Source organism: Yersinia sp. KBS0713 (assembly GCF_005937895.2).
In the GTDB taxonomy this organism is placed as follows: Bacteria; Pseudomonadota; Gammaproteobacteria; order Enterobacterales; family Enterobacteriaceae; genus Yersinia; species Yersinia bercovieri.
In genome coordinates, this window is sequence record NZ_CP042173.1 from 2,245,925 (window position 1) to 2,270,098 (window position 24,174).

Below are 24,174 nucleotides of genomic sequence, written 5' to 3' on the forward strand. Positions count from 1 at the left end.
ATCAACGCTCCCTCATCGCTTCTGATTGGTACTCTTGCAGCGGGCTGAGTAGGTAGTCGATAACCCGCCGCTGGCCGGTTTTAATCTCTACGCTGACCGCCATCCCGGCCGAGAGCCGCACCGCTTTCCCCGCCACCATTAAGGTATCGCTATCCAGCCGGATGCGCGCCGGGAACACCAGCCCCAGTTGTTGGTCCTCCATGGCATCATGAGAGAGATGTTTGACTTCGCCCGAGAGGGTGCCGAATCGGGTGTAGGGGAAACTGTCAACCTTCACCTCCACCGCCTGCCCCGGTAACACAAAACCGACATCTTTGTTGAGAACCATAACGTCCAGCTCGAGCGGATGGTTTTCCGGTACTAACACCATGAGTGGTTGAGCCGCCGTCACCACGCCGCCCAGGGTGTGAACCGCCAACTGTTGGATAACCCCCGCCACCGGTGCACGTAAGCGCTGTTGGCGCTGTTTTTCCATTAACTTAATCTGCTCCTGCTCTAGCTGGTTGATCACCTCATGGGCCTTATTTAAGCGCTCTTGGTAGCTGCGCTTTTTTTCAGCCAAATAGTGCAGGCGGGTTTGGGTCAGGTTACGGGTTTTCGCCTCTAAAATGGCCTGTTCGCTCTGAAAACGGCTGGCCTCTGCGGTGGCATTTAGCCATTCACGCTCCTGGACCAATAGCTCGACCTCCGCAATGGATTTGGATTTAGCTAAGGTTCGCAGTGCCTGTAACCGCTGATGGATATTTTTCATCAATACTTTTTGGTTGGCGATATTGGCAATGCCGGCCGCTATATGGGCTTGATTCACCGCCTGTTCGCTCGCCATACGTGCTAGCTCGGCATTGACCTCATCATGCTCTTTGCGCAACAGCGCCTGAGTCATCATCAGCAAATCCTCAGGGGTATCAGGGGGTGAGACAAAATGTGCCTGCGGATCACTGCTCAGCAGTGCAACCATGCGCGCGGCCTCGAGCAAACGATGGATTAATTGCTTATTGATATTGCCCAGCTCCGCATCAATACCGATTGGGTTTAGCTCAAGCAACACCTGACCCGCCTCAACTCGGTCGCCATCGCGAACATTAATGGCCGCCACCACGCCAGGCTCCAATGGCTGGATCACTTTCGAGTGTTCAGAAACAATCACTTTGCCATTGGCGGAGGCGTGAATATCAAGTTTCCCGACAATCGACCAGAGAAGCACCAGCAGCAGTGTCAGCACCAGAAACCATGCGGTGCGCCGGGCGAGTGGGGCCACCGGCCGCTCAACGATATCCAAATATGCCGGCAGAAAATCATACTCATCGCGGGGGCGATCCGCCGGAAAGTAGTGCTGCCAGCGGCGTTTTATTGCATTAAACAGTGGCGATTTAGCCAAAAATTGCATCAACTTCATTTTGATTCCTCGTGGCTAAAATCAGCCTGTTGCTGCCAAAGTCGGGCATAGAGGCCATTACGTGCCAGCAGTTGCTCATGGTTAGCCAACTCAGCCACCCTACCTTGGGTGATGACGCCGATACGATGGCAATGCCGCACCGTCGAGAGCCGATGCGCAATAGTGATAACGGTTCGATTGGCAATAATGCGCGCCATATTTTTCTGCACTTCAGCTTGCGACTCATCATCCAGTGCGCTGGTGGCTTCATCGAAAATCAGAATGCGCGGGTTGGCGAGCAGTGTGCGGGCAATGGCAATCCGCTGACGCTGCCCGCCAGAAAGGGATGCGCCCCCCTCCGACAGCACCGTGTCGTAGCCCAATGGCAGCGCCAAAATAAAGCGGTGTGCCCCCGCCAGCGATGCCGCCTCCACCACCTCACTCAATGAGGCGGTGGGCCGTGAGTGAGCAATATTTTCACGCACCGTGCGATTGAACAGATAGCTCTCCTGCATCACCACCCCCACTTGCCGCCGCAAGTATTCGGGGGAGAAGTTACCTATCGGGTAGCCATCCAAACTGATAACCCCTTGCTCCGCGACATAGAGCCGTTGCAGTAGTCGGGCCACGGTACTCTTGCCCGAACCGGATGGCCCCACCAGGCCAATATGCTCCCCGGCCCGCAGCGTGAGTGAGAAGTTACGCAGTACTGGGTCTAAATCGGGGCGATAGCGGAAATGCACATTTTGCAAAGAGATGTCACCGCGAATATGGCGGTCAGCGGGCGCGGCCCCGACCGCCTGCTCCATCGGTAAGCTTAAAATATCGGATATCAGCATCAGCCCGACCTGCGCCCGAATGCTCTGTTGCCACAAATCGACCAACTTGCTCATCGGCATTAATGCCTGTACCGCCAACATGTTAAAGGCGATCAGTTGCCCAATACTGAGCTGCACAGCCATCACTTGGTACGCGCCAACCACGATCACCACCGCACCGGCCAGTTTTTGCAGTAACTGCGCCGTCTGGCTGCTGAGATTTTGCAGGTTTTGCACCTGAAAATTGGCTTGTGCATAGTCACGGGTTTGCGTCTCCCAGCGCTGCTGCATTTGCGGCTCTAGCGCCAGACTCTTTACCGTCTCAACACCAGAGACGGTTTCGGTTAAAAATGCGCCATTTTGCGCCGCGCAACCGCACAACACTTCCACTCTCTTTTGCAGTGGCCGGGTGGTCAAAGCGGCTAATAGCAAATAAAGCGGCACCGCCCCCAGAATAATTGATGTTAATAAAGGAGAGATGCACCACATAACCACAAATAATATAAGAGTAAAAACCACATCCACACATAATGTCAGGGCTGAACCGGTAATAAACTCACGAATATTATCTAACTCGCGCACTCTGGCGACAATATTCCCAACATGGCGCTGCTTAAAATAGCTTAATGGCAACTTAATTAAGTGCTTAAATAACTTACCGCCTAATAAAATATCAACCCGGGTGGTGGTGTGGGTGAAGATATATTCACGTAGGAATTTCAATACAACTTCATATACCCCAACTACCAGTAGCGTAATGATTAATACATCTAATGTTGTTAGTGCATTATGCACCAGCACCTTATCCATGATGACCTGAAAGAACAGCGGCGATATCAGTGCCAAAAACTGTAATAACATGGATAATACCAGCACTTGGATCAGTGATTTTTGATGCTGGAGCAACACAGGAATAAACCAGCGGATATTAAAGCGTGAATGGCTACAATAGATCACTACCCCGCCCCACATATCAATAAGCTCCTGATAACTAATAATTTCAGGTTTATTGCTGTCGGCATGTTGCAGCAAAACTTGTTTTTCATTAAACCGCGCCAATAAAATAAAATTGCCTTGCAAATCACGAAATGCCAGGGGTAACTGTTCAGGTTTAATTTTATTTAATTGCTGTTTTTTGACTTTGAAACGTGCCGTGGTGGCACTTGAGAATTGCGACAAATAGCGCTGCAATAGAGCGATCGTGGCCATTGTCGAGCGATCTATTGCCGCACTCTGGCCAAAATCCTCAACAGTTTGCGAATTCAACCCCGCTAAACGGAGTAGCCGTGTGGCGCAGACCAGTGAGGAGTGAACATGGTTTTCCATAAATTACATTACCACCTAAATGTTTAGAGACGTCGCCACCGAAAAAATAGATACCGGACACGTCAAATAATATATAACGCAGGTATCATAGAGGGGGTTCTATATATAATCAGCATTAGATAAGAGTGTGTAATTTTTATTAATTAAAAAAATCTTGCTTGCAGATTAAAAGAGATATTCGATTCACATAATAAATACGCAAGATAATAGCATTAAATCTATATATTAATATTCCACCATTAAGCATCATACCTTAGAGCCAATGCACTATTTGCGCTGAGTCACGTCACATTTATTGATTTATATCGCCAATGACCAGGCTCTTTATGTGATAATTTTGCGCTGATTTATAGCCATCTGATTTATAGCCATAGTGGTTGGCTGCCGCCGTTTTATCACTGATAACAGGACTTTTTCTCGCCATGACACCGACAATACCCGCGACTGCCGATGAGCTATCCCCTATTGCTGATCTCCCTACTCCTGCTTTGAGCCATGACACCCGCTTGCTACCGATCCAACAGATTGCCCAGCAACTGGGTCTGTCGGCGGATGACCTCATCCCTTATGGTCATCATATGGCGAAAGTTGATATTCGTGCATTACGACCGCAAGCCCCACAGGGCAAGCTGATTTTGGTCTCCAGTATTACCCCCACGCCCTTGGGGGAGGGTAAAACCGTCACGACAATTGGGTTAACTCAAGGAATCAATCGGTTAGGTTATCGCAGTGTCGCCTGTATCCGTCAACCCAGTCTTGGCCCTGTTTTTGGTGTTAAAGGGGGTGCGGCCGGCGGCGGCGCGGCGCAAGTGGTGCCGATGGAGAAGCTGAACCTGCATCTGACTGGCGATATCCATGCAATTAGCGCCGCGCATAATCTGGCCGCTGCCGCACTGGATGCGCGGTTGTATCATGAGCAGCGCCTGGGCCAGGACTTTAGCCAACAAACCGGCATGCCACTGCTCAATATTGATCCGCAGCAGATCCTCTGGCCACGGGTGGTTGATCATAACGATCGTGCGCTGCGGCAGATTCGGGTGGCTATCGGCGGTGGTAGCAATGGGGTTGAGCGGGCTGATCATGTGGAGATAACCGCAGCATCTGAATTGATGGCTATTTTGGCATTATCAGAAAATCTGCAAGAACTGCGCCAACGGATTGGGCGCACTATTTTGGCTCACTCCATCAGCGGCCAGCCGATTACCGCTGATAATCTGGGCGTCGCCGGTGCCATGACCGCGCTGATGAAAGAGACTATCCACCCGACACTGATGCAAACCAGCGAGCAGACGCCGGTGCTGATCCACGCAGGCCCCTTTGCCAATATCGCGCACGGCAACTCTTCCGTGCTGGCTGACCGCTTAGGGCTGCAACTTGCCGATTATGTGGTGACAGAAGCGGGTTTCGGTTCAGATATGGGGATGGAGAAGTTCTTTAATATCAAGTATCGCCAATCAGGTATCGCCCCGGCCTGTGTGGTGTTGGTGGCAACCGTGCGCAGCCTGAAAGCCAATAGCGGGGCTTTTGATATCAAACCGGGTCAGCCGCTCCCTGCTGCGATCCTCCGCGAAAATATTCCGCTGCTGAATGCCGGCTGCGCCAACCTTAAGTGGCACATTAATAACGCCAAGAGCTACGGCTTACCGGTGGTGGTGGCAATCAACCGTTTTCCTGACGATAGCGCCACCGAGCTGACACTGTTAGCGGACTATGCGCTCTCTGCTGGCGCACTGGCCTGTGAGCTAAGTGATGCTTTTGCCGAGGGGGGAGCCGGAACACTGGCGCTGTCCCAACAGGTGATCAATGCTTGCGCACAGGCGGCAAAACCTCGCTTGCCCTACCCTGATAGCGCCTCGTTGCAACAAAAACTGCACATTTTGGCCCAAAGCTATGGCGCGCGGGAGGTGACCATGACCCCGCAGGCGCGGCAACAGTTGGAACAGATAAGCGCCGCCGGTTTTGCTCATTTACCCCTGTGCATAGCTAAAACACCACTGTCGATTAGCGCCGATGCCAGCCTAAAGGGGGTGCCGCATGATTTTGTACTGCCCATCACCGCCTGCGCCCTGTCAGCCGGTGCCGGATTTGTCCGCATCTATGCCGGTAACATTATGACCATGCCCGGTCTGGGCGCTCAACCCGGGTATTGCCATATCGATATAGATGACGAAGGACACATTTGCGGGTTAAGCTAGACCCATTCAGAAGAGTGATGGCCGCAGTATGGTTATCGCTTTTTATCAATAGATAAAAGGTTCACCATGTCTCAACCGCAGCAATATCAACGTATCGGGGGCTGGTTATTGGCTCCGCTGGCCTATCTTATTGTCACGCTGCTCAGTGCCACTTTAATGCTGGCGCTGTATGCCATGGCCATTTTTACCCCAGCGTCGAGAGAGTATCTGGTGACCAACTCGCAGGCGTTTACCTTGCAGTGGTACTTCTCCGTCATCACCACTGTTTTTATGTGGATTTATACCCTCTGGGTGATCTGGCTATTTTGCAGCCGCTCTCGACGCCTGGTAAAATGGTTCACTCTTTGGCTACTCATCACGGTATTATTGGCGCTAAAAGCCTTCGCTTTCTCACCCATTAGTGACGATATGGCGTTACGTACCTTAGGGTGGCCTCTATTAGCGGCGGCAATTTTCGTGCCTTACATCAAGCGATCCCAACGGGTGAAGCATACTTTTACCGAGGATTAAGGGAATTAAGCACATTTCCCTCCTAAAATCGCAATAACCCTGCACTTCATCTGTTGTCGTCAGGCCGCCAATTTTGGATAATAGGCGGCTTTTATTTTTTTAGGTTCCGCAATGACTGAATACCTGCTCCTGTTCGTCGGTACTGTGTTGGTAAACAACTTTGTTCTGGTCAAGTTTCTTGGCCTGTGCCCGTTTATGGGTGTCTCCAAAAAACTGGAGACCGCCATCGGTATGGGGCTGGCCACCACTTTTGTCCTGACACTGGCCTCGGTTTGCGCCTGGATGGTTAACAGCTTTATCCTGCTGCCCCTAGGTTTGGTCTATTTGCGGACCCTCTCATTCATTTTAGTTATCGCAGTCGTGGTGCAATTCACTGAATTAGTGGTGCGCAAAACCAGTCCGGCACTTTATCGCCTGCTGGGTATCTTTTTGCCCCTGATCACCACCAACTGTGCGGTGTTAGGTGTTGCCTTGCTCAACGTGAATCAATCTCATAATTTCATGCAGTCGGCGGTTTATGGCTTCAGTGCAGCGGCCGGTTTCTCTCTGGTGATGGTGCTGTTCGCCGCTATTCGTGAACGGCTGGCCGTGGCCGACGTTCCTGCGCCCTTCCGTGGCTCCTCCATCGCCCTGATTACCGCGGGGCTAATGTCACTGGCCTTTATGGGCTTTACCGGATTGGTGAAGTTCTAATGATGTCGTTATGGATTGCCATTGGAGCATTAAGTACATTGGCGCTGATTTCAGGCGCAGTGCTGGGTTTTGCTGCCCGCCGTTTTCAGGTTGAGAGTGATCCGGTGGTTGAGCAAGTGGAAGCCATCTTGCCACAAAGCCAGTGTGGGCAATGCGGCTACCCAGGTTGTCGCCCCTATGCCGAAGCGGTCTCCAGCAATGGCGAAAAAATCAATAAATGCGCCCCCGGTGGCGAGCAAGTGATGCTCAAGCTGGCGGAGTTGCTGGCGGTGGAGCCACAACCGCTGGATGGCGACGAAGCGGCAGCCCATCCGCAGCGTAAAGTGGCTTTTATTGATGAGGCCAACTGTATTGGTTGCACCAAATGCATTCAGGCGTGCCCAGTCGATGCCATCGTCGGCGCAACCCGTGCCATGCATACCGTGTTGCCGGATCTCTGTACCGGCTGCGACCTTTGTGTCGCCCCTTGCCCGACCGACTGTATTGAGATGATCCCGGTGGCGACCACCACCGCCAACTGGAAGTGGGACCTGAACACCATCCCGGTGAAAAATCTTCCGCCTCAATTAGTCGCCTCGCAAATGATTCCGGTGAAAATGATAAGTGTGGAGCAAGATGTTTAAGCTGTTTACTGCCCGCCAACGCGACAATATTTGGGATTTTGACGGCGGTATTCATCCCCCAGAGATGAAGTTGCAATCCAGCACCGTGCCGATGCGGGTTGCCTCTTTACCTGATCAGATGATAATTCCGTTGCAGCAACATCTTGGGCCGGAAGGTGAATTGTGTGTTAAGGCCGGTGAACAGGTGTTAAAGGGCCAGCCGCTGACTGTTGGTCGCGGCCGCACGGTGCCGATACATGCATCGACCTCAGGAACCATCACCGCCATTGCCCCCCATACCACCGCCCACCCCTCCGGGCTGGCAGAGCTGTGCGTACACATTACTCCCGATGGTGAAGACCGCTGGCGTCAACAGCAGCCGTGGGCCGACTACCTGTTGCGGGACAAAAATAGCCTGCTGGATCGCATTCATCAGGCGGGGATTGCCGGTTTAGGCGGTGCGGGTTTCCCAACTGCCAGCAAATTGCAGGGTGGCTTGAATAGCGTCACCACATTGATTATCAACGCCGCCGAATGTGAACCTTATATCACTGCCGATGATAGGTTAATGCAAGATCATGCCGATGAAGTGATCACTGGCATCGAGATTTTAATGCACTTGCTGCAACCTCAGCAGGTGTTGATTGGCATTGAAGACAATAAGCCGCAAGCCATTGAGGCACTGCAACAGGCCCTGCTCGGCCACGATGATATTCAGTTGCGGGTGGTGCCCACCAAGTATCCCTCCGGTGGGGCCAAGCAGCTCACCAAGCTGCTGACCGGTCAAGAGGTCCCCTGCGGTAAGCACTCCTCATCCATCGGCGTGTTAATGCAAAACGTCGGGACCGTGGTGGCTATCAAACGAGCCATTATTGACGATCAGCCGTTAATCGAGCGGGTGGTGACATTAACTGGTGATGCACTATCAAAACCAGGGAATTTCTGGGCCAGAATCGGCACGCCAGTGCTGCATTTGCTGAAGTTGGCGGGGTTTCAGCCACAGAGCCAGCCAATGGTGATTATGGGCGGGCCATTAATGGGCTTCACCCTGCCGAGTTTAGAGGTGCCGATCGTTAAGATCAGTAACTGCATTTTAGCCCCCGCAGAAGCGGAGATGGGGCTATCCGAAGCGGAGCAATCCTGCATTCGCTGTGGTTTATGTGTCGACGCCTGCCCAGCCGGCTTATTGCCGCAGCAACTCTACTGGTTCAGCCGTGGTGAAGAGCATGAGAAGGCGCGCAATCATAATTTATTTGATTGTATTGAGTGTGGTGCCTGCGCCTATGTCTGCCCGAGCAATATTCCGCTAGTGCAGTATTACCGTCAGGAAAAAGCTGAAATACGCGCCCTCGATATTGAGAGTGCGCGCGCGGCTGAAGCCAAAGCCCGTTTCGAGGCCAAACAAGCCCGTCTGGCGCGGGAAAAGTTGGCCCGTGAGTTGCGCCATCAGCAAGCGGCGGTCAAATTGACCGCTACTGACCAGCAGACCGTTGAGGCTGCCGTTAACCGTCTCGCCCGACAACCGGAGAGCGCAGATTCAGTTATCAAGGTCACCGTCGGGCAAACACCGGATAACAGCGCGGTGATCGCCGCCCGTGAGGCCCGTAAAGCCGAGGCCAGAGCGCGTCAGGCGGAGAAACAGCTAGCCGTCGAGGCTGCCACGCCAGCGGAGGGCGTTGATCCACGACAGGCGGCAGTGGCTGCTGCCATTGCCAGAGTGAAGGCCAAGAAAGCCGCGCAAGCAACACAACCGCCAGTGGTTGAACAGCCCGAAGCTGCCGCAACTGAAGAAGATCCGCGCAAGGCGGCAGTGGCCGCCGCCATTGCCAGAGTGAAGGCCAAGAAAGCCGCGCAAGCAGCACAACCGCCAGTGGTTGAGCAGCCCGAAGCTGCCGCAACTGAAGAAGATCCGCGCAAGGCGGCAGTAGCTGCCGCCATTGCCAGAGTGAAGGCTAAAAAAGCGGCGCAAACTGTTAACTCCGATTAAGGCGCATTAACCGATAAAGTGTGGCTACTACTCTGCCGACTCTTGGGGCAGAGTCTTAGCTAACAGACATAAGATAGTTGTAATTGCATGAAATATCGCGCATTTTCGCTTCGGCATGGCAACTATCAACCTCAATAACTTCCATCTCTACACCACGGCCAAACTCTTCACGCAATTTGGGTAAAACGTCATTAAACAGGTAAATGGAGAACTTCACGCACTCTTTGGCACTGCCCTGATGGGATATCGACAAAAATTCGCCCGCAGGAATTGAAATATGATCTATTTCGCGATGCCCCTGAATTTCATGGCGTTTCTCTTTATCAACCGCCGTCGAATAGTGCACACTATTTTGACCTTGCTGACACTCATCGGCAGAGAACAGGGAGTAGACCCGCTGGCAAGAGAAGTTAACTTCCTTAAAAAAGTCGAGCAAGATTTCATCTTTCATCGCCATGCAAGATGAGTGCTGACCGCTGCAATGGTTGCGCTCATCAAAATCCAGCCGCCGTGTAAAGCCCACCAGCTGTCGCTCTGGTAAAGATATCCGCTTGATTTCTGGCATATAATTCTCATAGAAACCAAAACGGGGGATCATCCCCTGCACATCCCAATGCGCCATTTGGCGAAAACTATTGGGTGTGATAGCAAAACGCTTCTTAAATGTGCGGGTGAAGGTCTGCTGTGAGTCAAAACCTAACTCATCAGAGATCTCAATAATTGGCCGCCGCGAGATGCGCAACGCCACGGCAGCTCGGGTCAGTACCCGCCCGCGTATATAGGAGGCTAATTGTAACCCCACAATACTTTTAAATTTCCGTTGCAAGTGCCATTTTGAATATCCTGAAATCTTCGCCACATCGTCCAATGTGGGCCTCTTTTCTAAATTGATTTCAATCCACTCAATTAACTCTTCTATAAACAATATGTCTTCGTTTATCATTTCATTATTCTTTGAATATATAATTATAATGCATAGTACATTAATCTATCATTATGCCAATGCTTTTCTCAAATCTAAATTTGAACGTTAATAAATCGTTAAGTTACAATTGGTTACCACTTGATTGAGTGATAAAAAAACCTATTAAAACAATGGCATCAAGTTGCCTTTCTGATCCGAGCAGTTAATTACTCTACTTATCTACTCATCACTTTTTTTGCTATATCCGTGTAACTATCACGATATAAATTGCAAGTTAAATCTTTAAATTAGCGCTATTAATGAGAACATTTGGGGCGTTAATATTCTCATGCTAGATGAGTAATAACCCTATAATTAAGGCGTATTACACGCCGCTTGAATAGGGTAGAATGCGCGACACAATTATCCCCGATGACGGCTAAGTGTATCGCTGCCCGCAAGAGTCGCTTGCTCGCACAGCACCTGCATTTAAGAGCCCGGTTAAGCATTCGACATATGGTTGCCATTTCATGAAATTCAGGCCAGTAACACCAACCCAGAACCGAGGGTTGCAGATAGCCAGTTCCCCTTTTACCCATAACCAGCGTAGCACCCGCAGCATCATGCTACTGGTGATTCTGGCCTGCATTCCGGGCATCCTCGCCCAGACCTACTTCTTTGGTTACGGCACTCTGATACAGGTGGCGTTAGCCATGATCACCGCCCTATTGGCTGAAGGGGCCGTTTTGCAGTTACGTAAACAACCGGTGCTGATTCGCCTACAGGATAACTCCGCCCTGCTGACTGGCTTACTGTTAGGCATCAGTCTGCCGCCACTGGCTCCCTGGTGGATGATTGTCTTGGGCACCCTATTTGCTATCGTCATCGCCAAACAGCTCTATGGTGGCTTAGGGCAAAACCCATTTAATCCGGCGATGGTCGGCTATGTGGTTCTGCTGATCTCATTCCCAGTGCAAATGACCAGTTGGCTGCCACCGCTGCCGCTACAGGGCACACCGGTCGGATTTTATGACAGCTTGCTGACCATTTTCACCGGGTATACCCACAGTGGTGCCGATATTCATCAGTTGCAGATTGGTTTTGATGGCGTCAGTCAGGCCACGCCACTGGATAGCTTCAAAACCGCCTTGCGCTCGCAACCCGCCGCGCAAATACTGCAACAGCCCATCTTTAGCGGAGCCTTAGCTGGCGTGGGCTGGCAGTGGGTTAATCTCGGTTTTCTGGCCGGTGGCTTGTTACTGTTATGGCGCAGAGCCATTCACTGGCAGATCCCCGTGAGCTTCCTGCTGGCACTGGCAGGTTGTGCTGCTATTAGCTGGAGTGTCGCCCCACAAAGCTTCGCCTCACCAATGCTGCATCTGTTTTCCGGCGCGACTATGCTAGGCGCATTCTTTATCGCCACCGATCCGGTCAGTGCTTCTACCACCCCCCGTGGCCGTCTGATTTTCGGCGCATTAATTGGTATTTTAGTGTGGTTAATCCGGGTTTATGGCGGCTATCCTGACGGTGTCGCCTTTGCGGTGCTACTCGCCAATATTACCGTGCCGCTGATTGACCACTATACCCAGCCACGGGTTTATGGCCACCATCGCGCCGATAAACACAGCCGTACCAATAAATAGGGGCCATTATGCTAAAAACAATGAAGCGTCACGGTATCACGCTGGCACTGTTTGCCGCTGGGGCCACCGGATTGACGGCGGTGGTTAATGCCTTGACCGAGACCACCATCGCCCATCAAGCCGCTTTGCAACAAAAAGCGCTGCTGGATCAGGTGGTGCCGGCTGAAAACTACGACAATGATATGCAGGGTGAATGTTACGTTGTCACTGATCCTGCACTGGGTAATATGGCCCCTCACCGCCTCTATCTGGCGCGTAAGGAAGGTAAGCCGGTGGCCGCCGCCATTGAGACTACCGCGCCAGATGGCTACTCTGGTGCTATCCAACTATTGGTGGGTGCCGATTTTCAGGGTAATGTTCTGGGCAGCCGGGTGGTTGAACACCACGAAACACCGGGCCTCGGTGATAAAATTGATATCCGTATCTCTGATTGGATTAGCCATTTCAGCGGCAAACAGGTCGATGGTGAGCAAGATAAGCGCTGGGCGGTGAAAAAAGATGGCGGTGATTTCGATCAATTTACCGGGGCCACTATCACCCCCAGAGCGGTGGTTCGGGCGGTGAAAAACACCGCGCTCTATTTGGAAACCCTGCCCAGCAAGCTTGATAACTTGCCGGTCTGTGGAGAGAGTCAATGAGTGAAGCAAAAAATCTGTTAGCCCAAGGGCTATGGAAAAACAACTCGGCACTGGTGCAGCTGTTGGGCCTCTGCCCACTGTTGGCGGTCTCATCTACCGCCACCAATGCCCTCGGTTTGGGGCTAGCCACCACCCTGGTGCTGGTGTGCACCAATACCGCGGTATCGGCGCTGCGCCGCTGGGTGCCGAATGAGATCCGCATCCCTATCTATGTGATGATCATCGCTTCGGTGGTCAGTACCGTGCAAATGCTGATTAACGCCTATGCTTTTGGCTTATACCAATCGCTAGGGATATTCATCCCGTTGATTGTAACCAACTGCATCGTGATTGGTCGCGCGGAGGCTTATGCCGCCAAAAATCCGGTGGGGTTATCGGCGCTGGATGGCCTGGCGATGGGGCTAGGGGCAACCTGCGCACTCTTCGTGCTGGGTTCACTACGTGAAATTTTGGGTAACGGCACCCTATTTGATGGCGCCGATATGCTGCTGGGGAGCTGGGCAAAAGTGCTGCGCATTGAAGTGATGCATTTAGATAGCCCGTTCCTGCTGGCGATGCTGCCACCGGGTGCCTTTATTGGCTTAGGGCTGTTGCTAGCCGGTAAGTATGTCATTGATGAGAAAATAAAAGCGCGCAAAGCCAGTGCCCTGGCAACAGCGCCACAAGATCAGGATATCGCGGCAGAGAAAGCCCTATGAATAGAGAGAAACGTGTCGCCATTTTGACCCGTCTGCGGGACAATGACCCGCATCCCACGACCGAGTTGGTCTATACCACCCCTTTTGAGTTGCTCATTTCGGTGCTGCTTTCAGCACAGGCAACTGACGTCAGTGTTAATAAGGCCACCGCCAAACTCTACCCGGTGGCCAATACCCCACAAGCAATACTGGATCTAGGGGTTGATGGCCTAAAGTCATACATTAAAACTATAGGTCTGTTTAATACTAAAGCTGAAAATGTGATTAAAACCTGCCGTATCTTGCTGGAACAGCATCACGGCGAGGTGCCTGAGGATCGTGCAGCCCTGGAAGCGCTACCCGGTGTGGGCCGCAAAACCGCCAATGTGGTGCTGAATACGGCCTTTGGTTGGCCAACCATCGCGGTAGATACCCATATATTTCGTGTCTGTAACCGCACCGGTTTTGCCCCCGGTAGCAATGTCGATCAGGTGGAAGCCAAATTGCTCAAAGTGGTGCCCGCTGAATTTAAGCTCGATTGCCACCACTGGCTGATTCTCCATGGGCGCTATACCTGCATTGCCCGTAAGCCCCGCTGCGGTTCCTGCCTCATTGAGGATTTGTGTGAATATAAAGAGAAAGTTTATCCGGAGCATTGATACATATCCCCTTTTGGTTTGGCAGGGCCAGCAATGATGGGGCACAGATAGGCCCATGAATTTAACTGGGAATTTCCTTGCAACAAGATATCTCGCTTGCCCGATGAGGCTGATTCGCGTAAAACTGTCAGCCGGATTAAACCCACTCACTACCGCATTCACTGGACGCTATGTTTCAAGATAACCCGCTGCTGGCGCAGCTAAAACAGCAACTTCACACTCAGACCCCGCGCGTTGAAGGCGTAGTGAAAGGTACTGAGAAAGGCTTTGGCTTTCTTGAGGTAGACGGACAGAAAAGTTATTTTATTCCGCCACCACAGATGAAAAAAGTGATGCATGGTGACCGGATTATTGCCACCCTGCATACTGATAAAGATCGTGAAATTGTTGAGCCAGAGAGCCTGGTGGAGCCATTTTTATCCCGCTTTGTCGGCCGCGTACAGCGAAAAGATGATCGCCTCTCTATCGTCCCGGACCACCCACTGCTGCGTGATGCAATTCAGTGCCGTTCTGCCACCGAATTGCCCCATGACTTCCAGAGCGGTGATTGGGCAGTGGCTGAAATGCGCCGCCATCCATTAAAAGGCGATCGTACTTTTCAGGCGGATCTGACCGCCTTTATTACCCATGGCGAAGACCACTTTGTGCCTTGGTGGGTCACATTGGCCCGTCATAATTTGGAGCGTGAAGCCCCAGTGATGGTGGAATCTGCCCTGCATGATGCTGATCTGCAACGTGAAGATCTCACCGCGCTCAATTTTGTCACCATTGACAGCGCCAGCACCGAAGATATGGATGATGCGCTCTATGTGGAGGACAAAGGGGATGGTTCCCTGTTGTTGACCATCGCCATTGCCGATCCGACCGCTTATGTCGATGAAAACAGTGAGTTGGATTTAATCGCCCGTAAACGTGCATTTACCAACTATCTGCCGGGCTTTAACATCCCGATGCTGCCCCGGGATTTGTCCGATAATCTCTGCTCATTGCGGCCAAATGAGCGCCGTCCGGTAGTGGTGTGCCGTGTCACTATCGCCGCTGATGGTGCTTTGGGTAACGATATTCGTTTCTCTACCGCCTGGGTCGAATCTAAAGCCAAGCTGGTTTATGACGAAGTGTCCGACTGGCTGGAGGGTCAGGGTGACTGGCAGCCGCAAACCCCTGCGATAGCACAGCAAATCACCCTGCTTAAACAGGTCTGTGAGGCGCGCAGCCATTGGCGTCAGGCACACGCGCTGGTGTTCAAAGACCGCCCAGATTACCGCTTCCTGCTGGGTGAGAAAGGCGAAGTGCTGGATATCATCGTTGAACATCGCCGCATCGCTAACCGCATTGTTGAAGAGTGCATGATTGCCGCCAACGTCTGTGCCGCCATTGCGCTGCGTGATAATCTTGGCTTTGGCATTTATAACGTGCATACCGGTTTTGATCCGGCGCTGGTTGAGCAGGCCGCCACGGTGTTGCAAGCCAATGGGGTTGCAGCTGACCCACAGGCGCTGCTGACCCTGCCGGGCTTTTGTGAGTTGCGCCGCCATCTTGATGCGCTGCCAACCCAGTTCCTCGACAGCCGTATCCGCCGCTTCCAGACCTATGCCGAAATCAGCACCACTCCCGGCCCACACTTTGGTTTAGGGCTGGAGGCTTACGCCACCTGGACCTCACCTATTCGTAAATATGGCGATATGGTCAATCACCGCCTGCTGAAAGCTATCATTACCGGCCAGCCAGCAGAGAAGCCACAAGATGAGATAACCGTGCAATTGGCGGAGCGCCGTCGGCTGAATCGGATGGCGGAACGCGATGTCGGCGATTGGCTCTATGCCCGCTATCTGCAACCTCAGGCCGGCACTGATACTCGCTTCGCTGCGGAGATCATTGATGTGACCCGTGGTGGCCTACGGGTGCGCTTGCTGGATAACGGCGCCGTGGCCTTTATCCCCGCGCCATTTATTCATGCGGTGCGTGATGAGATGGTGTGCAGTCAGGAGAGCGGCACCGTGCAGATTAAAGGTGAGACGGTTTACAGCCAGAGCGACAAAATTGAGGTTCGTATTGCAGAAGTTCGCATGGAGACCCGCAATGTGGTGGCCCGCCCGGTGGTTTAACCGGATTAACGGCCTGAAATAGTGGCGTGAGTTTGATAATAAGCCGTGGTGATGCCAAACATCCCACGGCTTTTTCAATTTTGAGCCATGCAATTAACTACCGTTATAGTGACTAACAGAAAGATTCACATAAACATCAGTATATGTAAAAAAGTGCTACCAATTATGACGTAAAAACATTTTACACTTCACAAATTTCACTTCTGCTACTTTTTTTTTACATCAAAACTCCTAAGTTAAGTGATCGTGATATCCCCCTACCAAACGAAGGAGTCGTTACCCATGAAGAACGTCAAGACTGTCGTCATTTGGCTGACCGTGGCGTTAATAGGTGCATTTGCCTTTGCCATGCTGGCACTTAGCCGAGGTGAGCATGTTAATGCCATCTGGTTGGTGATTGCGTCGGTAGCCTGCTACAGCATCGCTTATCGTTTTTATAGCCTCTTTATTGCCAAAAATGTCTTTGAGCTGGATGATCGCCGCTCAACCCCAGCGGAGCGCCGTAATGATGGTTTGGATTATGTCCCGACCAATAAGTGGGTGTTGTTCGGCCACCACTTTGCCGCTATCGCCGGGGCGGGGCCATTGGTGGGGCCAATTCTGGCCGCGCAGATGGGCTTTTTACCCGGCACCATCTGGATCTTGGTTGGGGTGATGATGGCCGGTGCGGTACAGGATTTCTTGATCCTGTTTATCTCCACCCGCCGCGACGGCCGCTCACTGGGGGAGATGGCAAAACAGGAGCTGGGTGCCTTTGCGGGGGTTATCACCATGCTCGGGGCATTGGGCGTGATGATTATCATCTTGTCTGCGCTGGCATTAGTGGTGGTTAAAGCGCTGGCAGACAGCCCATGGGGCCTGTTTACCATCGCGGCAACCATTCCGATCGCCCTGTTTATGGGCGTCTATATGCGCTTTATCCGCCCCGGTAAAATTGCTGAGGTGTCATTAATCGGTTTCGTACTGATGATGGCCGCCATCATTTATGGTGGCAATATCGCCGCTGACCCTTACTGGGGGCCGCTCTTCACCCTGCACGGCACCACCCTGACCTGGGTGCTGATTATCTACGGTTTTATTGCCTCAGTGCTGCCCGTGTGGCTGCTGCTGGCACCACGGGATTACTTATCCACCTTCCTGAAAATTGGGGTCATTATCGGTTTGGCGGTGGGGATCGTCTTCGCCATGCCGGAAATGAAGATGCCTGCGGTGTCGCGCTTTATTGATGGTAGCGGCCCGGTGTTCTCCGGCAGCCTGTTCCCGTTCCTGTTTATCACCATTGCCTGTGGCGCAATCTCGGGCTTCCATGCCTTGGTGGCCAGTGGCACCACACCAAAACTGATTGAGCGCGAAAGCCATATCCGCTTTATCGGCTATGGTGCAATGTTGATGGAGTCCTTTGTCGCCATTATGGCGTTAATCTGTGCCTCGGTTATCGATCCCGGCGTCTACTTCGCCATGAATTCGCCAGTGGCATTGATTGGTTCCACCGTCGAGAGCGCGGCGCTCGCCATCAATAGCTGGGGATTTGTGGTCACCCCAGAGACCTTGACGATGATAGCCCAGGATGTCGGCGAGAAGTCGATTCTATCGCGGGCCGGTGGTGCGCCGACCTTTGCGGTTGGCATGGCCCATATCATCAGTGAAGTCTTTAACAGCCGCAACATGATGGCCTTCTGGTATCACTTCGCCATTCTGTTTGAAGCGATGTTTATTCTGACCGCCGTCGATGCCGGTACCCGCGCTTGCCGCTTTATGGTGCAGGATCTGGTGGGGGTGGTGGTACCAGGCCTCGCCAATAACCGCTCATGGCTGGGTAACTTATCCGGCACCACGGTCGCCGTGGCCTGTTGGGGCTTCTTCGTTTACCAGGGGGTGGTCGACCCACTAGGTGGCATCAATACCTTGTGGCCACTGTTCGGCATTGGTAACCAGATGCTAGCATCAATGGCGCTGATTTTAGGGACGGTGGTGCTGTTTAAAATGAAGAAGCAGCGCTATGCTTGGGTAACCATAGTGCCAACCATTGGGCTGTTTATCACCTCAATGACCGCCGGCTTCCAGAAGATTTTCCATGAGAAACCGAGTATTGGTTTCCTGGCTCAGGCGCGGAAATTCTCTGCCGGGGTCGAGCAAGGGGTATTAATCGCCCCAGCCAAGAGTATTAAGGATATGGAAACTATCGTGTTCAATAATCAGATCAACGCGGCGTTATGCGCCTTCTTTATGCTGGTCGCGATAACCATGTTGATCTCATCGGTGTTTGTGGTGCGTCGGGCGCTGAAATCCAGCCAGCCAACCACCCATGAATCTGAAATTGTCTTCCGTGAGGAGGCTCTCCGTGGCTAATGCAGGTCTCCCTTTCCGCCCACGATCAGCAAGTGCGCCGCACCGGATTACGCGCTGTATTCCGCTGGTGCCAGTGGTCGCTCACCCCCCCCATCTACGGGGTTGGCTGCGCTTGATTGCACAACGTGTCGCGCAGAGTTTTCGCCTGATGGTGGGGGTACAGGATTACGGTAATTATGTGAATCATATGCGCCGTCATCACCCAGAAACCACACCAATGAGTGAGCGGGAGTTCCACCGCTACTGTCTGGATGCGCGTTTTCCGAGCAAAGCAGGCAAATTGGGAAAATGCCCTTGTTAAGGGTGAAAAATTAAGTGACAGCGTAACGCCCTGTTAACCATTTGCAGGGCGTTTTTCTATGCTCACTGCGCTAACGCCTACGGCCACAGCAACACAACCGGCCTGTTTTGCTAGCTAAGGATTGCTGAGCCAAATGCGCCCTGCCAATCATGCTCAAACTGCTCTACCGCCGCTTTTACCGCTGGCGTGCTGATAAACAGCTCAGCCACATCCACCGGGATGGTGACCGACTGACAGCCCGCTAACAGACAGTCAAGCACCTGCCGTGGTGTGCGGAAACTGGCCGCCAACACTTTTGCCCCCGGCGCATGTAAAGTCAGTAACTGCTGCAACTCACGCACCATCGCAATACCATCACCGCCCTGTGCATCCAGCCGATTTACGTATGGCGCGACATACTCTGCCCCAGCCAGGGCTGACAGCAAGCCTTGCCCCGCCCCATAAACCGCAGTGCCGAGTGTCGGGATCGACATCGCTTTCAATTTCTTAATCGCCGCCAACCCCTCCGCCGTGGCTGGAACTTTGATCACCAACCCAGGGACGCGCTGTGACAACAGTACCGCTTCAGAGACCATCAACTCGCAATCACTGGCCAGCACTTGCGCGAAAAGCTTGCCAGTGCCGCCCAGCGCATCACGCAGTGCTGGTAGTACTTCCCAGATAGATTTACCTGCTTTCGCCAGAATGCTCGGGTTGGTGGTCACCCCTTGCAGTGGCAATATACGTGCCAGCCGTTTTACTGCGGCCACATCTGCGGTGTCGAGATAAAGCTCCATAAAAACCTCCGATTTGGATGAGTTAAGCGGCCAGACGGGTCAAGCTTATAACCCAACTGAACGAATAGATTAGTGATAAATCATTAGCCGCAATCATAGACCAATCAGCAATTAATAGTGTGATCCACATCAATTAACTTTCGTTCGAAAGTCATATAAATTTCGAACGAAACAAATTACCCTTTTAGTCAACCCAATATCAGCCACTCGCGGCTTTGTGGTTAGTTTCGCTTTTACCTGAGCAATAGCGCGTATTATCCTTGCTATCTAGGGTATTATTTATCGACACTGAATTGACAAATAAGTGACAGCGTCACTATTTACTCTCTTTATTCCTCTGGAGTGCCATAAGAGTGCCATGAACCCAAGACAGCAGACAATTTTACAATTGGTCAATGAGCGGCAACGGATCAGCGTCAATGAGTTAGCGCAAACCACCCATGTCTCTGAGGTGACCATCCGGCAAGATCTCAACGTGCTGGAAAAACGGGGTTTACTCAAGCGAGTCCACGGTTCAGCGGCGGCGCTGGAGAGTGACGATGTCGATGTGCGCATGATGACCCATTTTGCGATGAAGCAAAAACTGGCTAATTATGCCGCTTCACTGGTCAACGACGGCGAGACTATCTTTATCGAAAGTGGCAGTAGCAATGCCCTGCTGGCGCATCATCTGGCTCAACGACCAGAGATAACCCTGGTGACCGTGAGCGGCTATATTGCGCGCCAATTGAAAGACTCGGCCTGTGAGGTCATCCTGCTCGGCGGCATTTATCAGAAAAAGAGTGACAGCATGGTTGGCCCATTGACGCAACTCTGTCTACAGCATGTGCATTTTAGTAAGGCGTTTATCGGCATTGATGGCTATCAGCTAGATAGCGGTTTCACTGGCCGTGACATATTGCGGGCGGAGGTCATCAACAGTGTGTTAGCGAAAGGCGCGGAAAATATTATTTTGGCCGATGCCTCAAAATTTGGTCTGGTACATCAAAACCCGCTGGCACCGCTAGCGGCGATCAGTCGGGTGATCACTGATAGCCGCCTGCCCGCAGGCTATCAACAGTCGTTGATGGCTGAGGGCATTCAGGTCGATATCCTCAGCGCATAACCCGTGCAACAGTGAGCACGGGTTGCTTGATAGCTCAGCCATTACTGCCCGTAATATGCATTTTTTCCATGTTTGCGAAGATAGTGTTTATCCAGCAACTGCGGCTGCATATCGCCTAATTGTGGATTCAATTGGCGGGAGAAGATCCCCATATAGGCCAGCTCTTCCAGCACCACGGCATTGTGTACCGCGTTATCGGCACTGCTTCCCCAGGCAAAGGGGCCATGGGAATTCACTAACACCGCAGGTACATCTTGCGGCTGAATGCCCCGCTGCTGGAGTGTCTCGACAATCACCTTGCCGGTCTCCCACTCATAACGGCCCGCAATCTCTTCGGCCGTCATCTGGCGGGTACAGGGAATGGCGCCATAGAAATAGTCCGCGTGCGTGGTGCCCCACGCCGGGAGATCCAGCCCGGCTTGCGCCCAGATGGTGGCATGGCGTGAATGGGTATGCACAATGCCGCCCACTTGCGGAAAATGAAGGTAGAGCACCCGATGTGTATCCGTGTCGGACGAGGGCTTTTTACTGCCCTCCACCACTTTACCGGTTTCCAGCTCCACGACCACCATGTCATCCAGCGTCATCACATCATACTCCACCCCGGAAGGCTTAATGACCAACAAACCACTTTGCCGGTCAACGGCACTGACATTACCCCAAGTGAATGTCACCAGATGATGGCGCGGGAGAGCCAGGTTAGCGGCAAGGACTTGCTGCTTCAGTTCGTTGAGCATCGTCATATCCTGAATAACTGAATTTCACTCATTTTCAGCGCCACAGGTCAGAACAGGTATGGGATAAATGGCTATAAACTGCGTAAGGATCAGCTGGAAAGCGCCGTCTGAGAGACGCGCGGGCAAAAAGTAATATTTTATTTAGCACTGACAATGAGTTAATCGTGCCTTTTACCTCAGATAATGCCTAATTGCCGCGTTTCCCCAGACAAATTAAGACTATTTACCTATCAAATGATTCACGGATATTTATACTGGTTTCTATCGATGACAAAACGACTTTTCAGCATTAATCTCGAATTTAAGCCAATATGGCCATTTTTATTCTAAACACTCACAAATTGAGACGACGGCTAAAATTGATATAATGCCTATAATTAGTAAGGCAACATCAATTTGGCACCGATAGATGCGGAGATAACATTGAAGATTTATTACCTGATCTATCCCTACCAAAAGCTAACGTCAGGAGAATAGTTATGATGAACACTAAACGATTGGCTACTGCAGCATTAGCGCTAACACTCGCCTTTTCACTGTCTGCTTGTTCTAACATGTCCAAACGTGACCGTAATACCGCCATTGGTGCTGGTGCCGGTGCTGTCGGGGGGGCGGTTCTGACCGGTAGTACGCTGGGAACATTAGGTGGTGCCGCTATTGGTGGGGTTATTGGTCATCAGGTCGGCAAATAACTTTATCCTGCGTACTTGACGTTGCAGGGGTGTTAGCTACGTTTACTCACCCGAATCACTTACTTATGTAAGCTCATCGGGGCGTTCACTTGCTGCCTACCTGCAACGCCAATGACTTTGGATAACATTTTATCTAGTTGAAACTGTTTATCTAGTTGAAACTGTGCTGATGAGAAAGTGGATACTTGCAGCCCCCTTAGGGGTAATCACTCAGCCAGGCTCCAGGCAATAAATTGGGTTATCAATAACCTCATATTGTATATCAGCCCCCCGCCAGCTTAACTTTCATTCCTTTGGCTTCCAGCAGCTGCTTCAACAGGTCGCGCTTATCGCCCTGAATCTCAATAACGCCCTCTTTAACTGAGCCACCGCAACCACACTTTTTCTTCAACTCCGCCGCGAGTTTTTCTAACTCGACATCACTGACGTCAATACCTGTAATCAGGCTCACGCCTTTTCCTTTGCGGCCACTGGTTTGACGCAAAATGCGCACAGTGCCATCACCTTTAGGTCGTTCAGCCTTAACTTCCGGCTCACTGATGCGGCCAGTGTCAGTGGAGTAAACCAGGCGGCTATTATCACTACTCATTATGATGCCCCCTGATTCAGTGATGCCAGAATGTCACGTAACGTCTTCTCTGGGTCAGCCGATTGGGTAATCGGACGCCCGATCACCATATAATCGACGCCAGCTACCACCGCCTGCTCAGGTGTCATAATGCGCCGCTGGTCGCCGGCATCGCTGCCCTGCGGGCGGATCCCTGGGGTAACCAGCTTAAAATCAGTGCCACAAACCTGTTTCAAGCGCACCGCTTCATGAGCAGAACAGACCACGCCATCTAAGCCGCAATCCCAGGTCAGTTTCGCCAAGCGCTCGGCGTGTTCAGCCGGGCTGATATTGATGCCGATATCACGCAAATCCTCGCCATCCATGCTGGTTAACACGGTAACGGCAATCAGTAAGGGGGCTTGTGACCCATAGGGCAATAGGGCTTCTTTCGCCGCCGTCATCATGCGCGCGCCACCACTGGCATGGACATTCACCATCCAGACGCCGAGCTCTGCGGCAGCGGCTACGGCGTGAGCGGTGGTATTGGGGATATCGTGGAATTTCAAATCGAGAAAAACGTCGAAACCGCGCTGTTGAAGATCACCAATCAGCTGCGGGCCAAATAGGGTAAACATCTCTTTGCCCACTTTTAATCGGCAATCACGAGGGTTTACACGATCAGCAAAGGCTAACGCAGCGTCTTTATTGGCATAATCCAGTGCGACAACGATGGGGGAAGAGATCGGGCCACTGTTATTAGTTTTAGTTGCAGACGTCATTTTTAAGCCTTTTTCAGTCAAAAAATAGTGATAACGCCGACATTCTACAGGGTGTGTCACTTAAATTACAGCGATCGGGCAGCCCGGCGTTGCCGCCGATGTGTCAGCCTTTGACAGGCTGAGTCAATTTACGTCAAGCGGGCGCCAGCATCATAGCCAGAGTTGCGTAAAATAGTTTCAAGAAGCGTAAATTGTTGATCAAATAATTTGATTTAAATAATCAGATCTTTGTGATTTTCATTCAACAACAATGCTATATCATTCACTCCATCGCAAGGCATTGATTGTCTAGCAAGCAAATAACTCAAACCTTAACTATACAAATAATATGTAATAAATGGAGTTTCACATGAAAAGCATCAAATACATCGTTCCAGCATTGGCCCTCTCTTTCGCATCATTTGCCAGCATTGCGGCAACGCAAATCCAGCACACACCATCAACTGGATTGAATGAAATTGGCGTAGTCTCAGCCAGCAGCGCCGGTACATTAACCGATTTAGAGAGTGCTTTGGCGAAAAAAGCGGAAGATGCTGGTGCAACATCGTTCCTGATTACTTCAGCGACCGGCAATAACAAACTGCACGGCACAGCGGTTATTTATCGTTAATTCTTACCCCTCATCAGGTTAACTCTGTGTCTACCCGTAAAAGAGCGCTTTGGCGCTCTTTTGCTATTCTCGAATGTGAATTTTTTGTGACAGTCGTGTTATCCCCTAGACAGATCTTCGTCCCTCGCTTAGCTTGGTATTTT

At 51.8% G+C, this 24,174-nt stretch carries 22 protein-coding genes; 15 read left to right on the forward strand and 7 right to left on the reverse strand.

Annotated elements, in window-relative coordinates; translation table 11 throughout:
• Position 1 precedes the first annotated feature (1 nt).
• Positions 2-1,396, reverse strand: a complete 1,395-nt coding sequence (locus tag FFE93_RS10475; protein ID WP_049600416.1) for an HlyD family type I secretion periplasmic adaptor subunit — start codon at positions 1,394-1,396, stop codon at positions 2-4.
• Positions 1,393-3,519: a peptidase domain-containing ABC transporter gene (locus tag FFE93_RS10480; protein ID WP_054872065.1), complete on the reverse strand. Its 2,127-nt coding sequence runs from the start codon at positions 3,517-3,519 to the stop codon at positions 1,393-1,395. Before FFE93_RS10480 ends, FFE93_RS10475 begins: the two co-directional genes overlap by 4 nt.
• 422 nt (positions 3,520-3,941) lie before the next feature.
• On the opposite strand from FFE93_RS10480, the gene FFE93_RS10485 reads away from it, so the two are divergent.
• From FFE93_RS10485 to rsxC, 5 genes are all read left to right on the forward strand, one after another.
• Positions 3,942-5,714 (forward strand): formate--tetrahydrofolate ligase, encoded by a 1,773-nt coding sequence (locus FFE93_RS10485; protein ID WP_138775113.1) that lies wholly within the window; start codon positions 3,942-3,944, stop codon positions 5,712-5,714.
• 66 nt (positions 5,715-5,780) lie between these two features.
• Positions 5,781-6,224 (forward strand): DUF2569 domain-containing protein, encoded by a 444-nt coding sequence (locus FFE93_RS10490; protein ID WP_054872067.1) that lies wholly within the window; start codon positions 5,781-5,783, stop codon positions 6,222-6,224.
• Positions 6,225-6,335: 111 nt separating this feature from the next.
• Positions 6,336-6,917 (forward strand): electron transport complex subunit RsxA, encoded by a 582-nt coding sequence (rsxA, locus tag FFE93_RS10495; protein ID WP_032817551.1) that lies wholly within the window; start codon positions 6,336-6,338, stop codon positions 6,915-6,917.
• The gene (gene rsxB / locus FFE93_RS10500; RefSeq protein ID WP_005277674.1) at positions 6,917-7,540 is read left to right on the forward strand and encodes an electron transport complex subunit RsxB; all 624 of its coding nucleotides are present in this window, start codon (positions 6,917-6,919) and stop codon (positions 7,538-7,540) included. Before rsxA ends, rsxB begins: the two co-directional genes overlap by 1 nt.
• A complete protein-coding gene (gene rsxC, locus FFE93_RS10505; protein ID WP_138775114.1) occupies positions 7,533-9,506 on the forward strand; it encodes an electron transport complex subunit RsxC in 1,974 nt (657 codons plus the stop codon). Before rsxB ends, rsxC begins: the two co-directional genes overlap by 8 nt.
• 55 nt (positions 9,507-9,561) lie before the next feature.
• On the opposite strand, the gene FFE93_RS10510 is transcribed toward rsxC, so the two are convergent.
• Complete coding sequence (locus tag FFE93_RS10510) at positions 9,562-10,449, reverse strand: helix-turn-helix domain-containing protein (RefSeq protein WP_054872068.1); 888 nt, start codon at positions 10,447-10,449, stop codon at positions 9,562-9,564.
• Between the two features lie 491 nt (positions 10,450-10,940).
• On the opposite strand from FFE93_RS10510, the gene rsxD reads away from it, so the two are divergent.
• The 7 genes from rsxD (at position 10,941) to FFE93_RS21515 (ending at position 18,782) form a co-directional block, all read left to right on the forward strand.
• Positions 10,941-12,053, forward strand: a complete 1,113-nt coding sequence (rsxD, locus tag FFE93_RS10515) for an electron transport complex subunit RsxD (RefSeq protein ID WP_049600427.1) — start codon at positions 10,941-10,943, stop codon at positions 12,051-12,053.
• 8 nt (positions 12,054-12,061) lie between these two features.
• A complete protein-coding gene (gene rsxG, locus FFE93_RS10520; RefSeq protein WP_005279057.1) occupies positions 12,062-12,691 on the forward strand; it encodes an electron transport complex subunit RsxG in 630 nt (209 codons plus the stop codon).
• On the forward strand, positions 12,688-13,389 hold the full coding sequence (locus FFE93_RS10525; RefSeq protein WP_032898929.1) for an electron transport complex subunit E: 702 nt from the start codon (positions 12,688-12,690) through the stop codon (positions 13,387-13,389). Before rsxG ends, FFE93_RS10525 begins: the two co-directional genes overlap by 4 nt.
• A complete protein-coding gene (gene nth / locus FFE93_RS10530) occupies positions 13,386-14,027 on the forward strand; it encodes an endonuclease III (protein WP_032898931.1) in 642 nt (213 codons plus the stop codon). The genes FFE93_RS10525 and nth overlap by 4 nt, the downstream gene beginning before the upstream one ends.
• 170 nt (positions 14,028-14,197) lie before the next feature.
• Positions 14,198-16,132, forward strand: coding sequence for an exoribonuclease II (locus FFE93_RS10535; protein ID WP_005279064.1), 1,935 nt, complete (start codon positions 14,198-14,200; stop codon positions 16,130-16,132).
• Positions 16,133-16,414: 282 nt separating this feature from the next.
• Positions 16,415-18,481, forward strand: coding sequence for a carbon starvation CstA family protein (locus FFE93_RS10540; protein ID WP_138775115.1), 2,067 nt, complete (start codon positions 16,415-16,417; stop codon positions 18,479-18,481).
• On the forward strand, positions 18,474-18,782 hold the full coding sequence (locus tag FFE93_RS21515) for a YbdD/YjiX family protein (protein ID WP_186367707.1): 309 nt from the start codon (positions 18,474-18,476) through the stop codon (positions 18,780-18,782). The genes FFE93_RS10540 and FFE93_RS21515 overlap by 8 nt, the downstream gene beginning before the upstream one ends.
• Before the next feature lie 110 nt (positions 18,783-18,892).
• Here the strand turns inward: FFE93_RS21515 and fsa are convergent, their stop codons facing one another.
• Positions 18,893-19,558, reverse strand: coding sequence for a fructose-6-phosphate aldolase (gene fsa / locus FFE93_RS10550; RefSeq protein WP_005279070.1), 666 nt, complete (start codon positions 19,556-19,558; stop codon positions 18,893-18,895).
• A gap of 358 nt (positions 19,559-19,916) precedes the next feature.
• Between fsa and FFE93_RS10555 the strand changes: the two genes are divergently transcribed.
• Positions 19,917-20,663, forward strand: a complete 747-nt coding sequence (locus tag FFE93_RS10555; RefSeq protein WP_032898935.1) for a DNA-binding transcriptional regulator YciT — start codon at positions 19,917-19,919, stop codon at positions 20,661-20,663.
• Between the two features lie 41 nt (positions 20,664-20,704).
• Here FFE93_RS10555 and araD read toward each other — a convergent pair whose 3' ends face one another.
• A complete protein-coding gene (gene araD, locus FFE93_RS10560) occupies positions 20,705-21,400 on the reverse strand; it encodes an L-ribulose-5-phosphate 4-epimerase (protein WP_049600432.1) in 696 nt (231 codons plus the stop codon).
• Positions 21,401-21,879: 479 nt separating this feature from the next.
• On the opposite strand from araD, the gene osmB reads away from it, so the two are divergent.
• Positions 21,880-22,092: an osmotically-inducible lipoprotein OsmB gene (gene osmB, locus FFE93_RS10565; protein ID WP_032898937.1), complete on the forward strand. Its 213-nt coding sequence runs from the start codon at positions 21,880-21,882 to the stop codon at positions 22,090-22,092.
• Between the two features lie 262 nt (positions 22,093-22,354).
• Here the strand turns inward: osmB and yciH are convergent, their stop codons facing one another.
• Positions 22,355-22,681 (reverse strand): stress response translation initiation inhibitor YciH, encoded by a 327-nt coding sequence (yciH, locus tag FFE93_RS10570; protein WP_032898939.1) that lies wholly within the window; start codon positions 22,679-22,681, stop codon positions 22,355-22,357.
• The gene (pyrF, locus tag FFE93_RS10575; RefSeq protein WP_049600435.1) at positions 22,681-23,421 is read right to left on the reverse strand and encodes an orotidine-5'-phosphate decarboxylase; all 741 of its coding nucleotides are present in this window, start codon (positions 23,419-23,421) and stop codon (positions 22,681-22,683) included. Before pyrF ends, yciH begins: the two co-directional genes overlap by 1 nt.
• Positions 23,422-23,770: 349 nt before the next feature.
• Here pyrF and bhsA point away from each other — a divergent pair, with 349 nt between their 5' ends.
• Complete coding sequence (bhsA, locus tag FFE93_RS10580; RefSeq protein ID WP_005279080.1) at positions 23,771-24,031, forward strand: multiple stress resistance protein BhsA; 261 nt, start codon at positions 23,771-23,773, stop codon at positions 24,029-24,031.
• Positions 24,032-24,174: the final 143 nt, after the last annotated feature.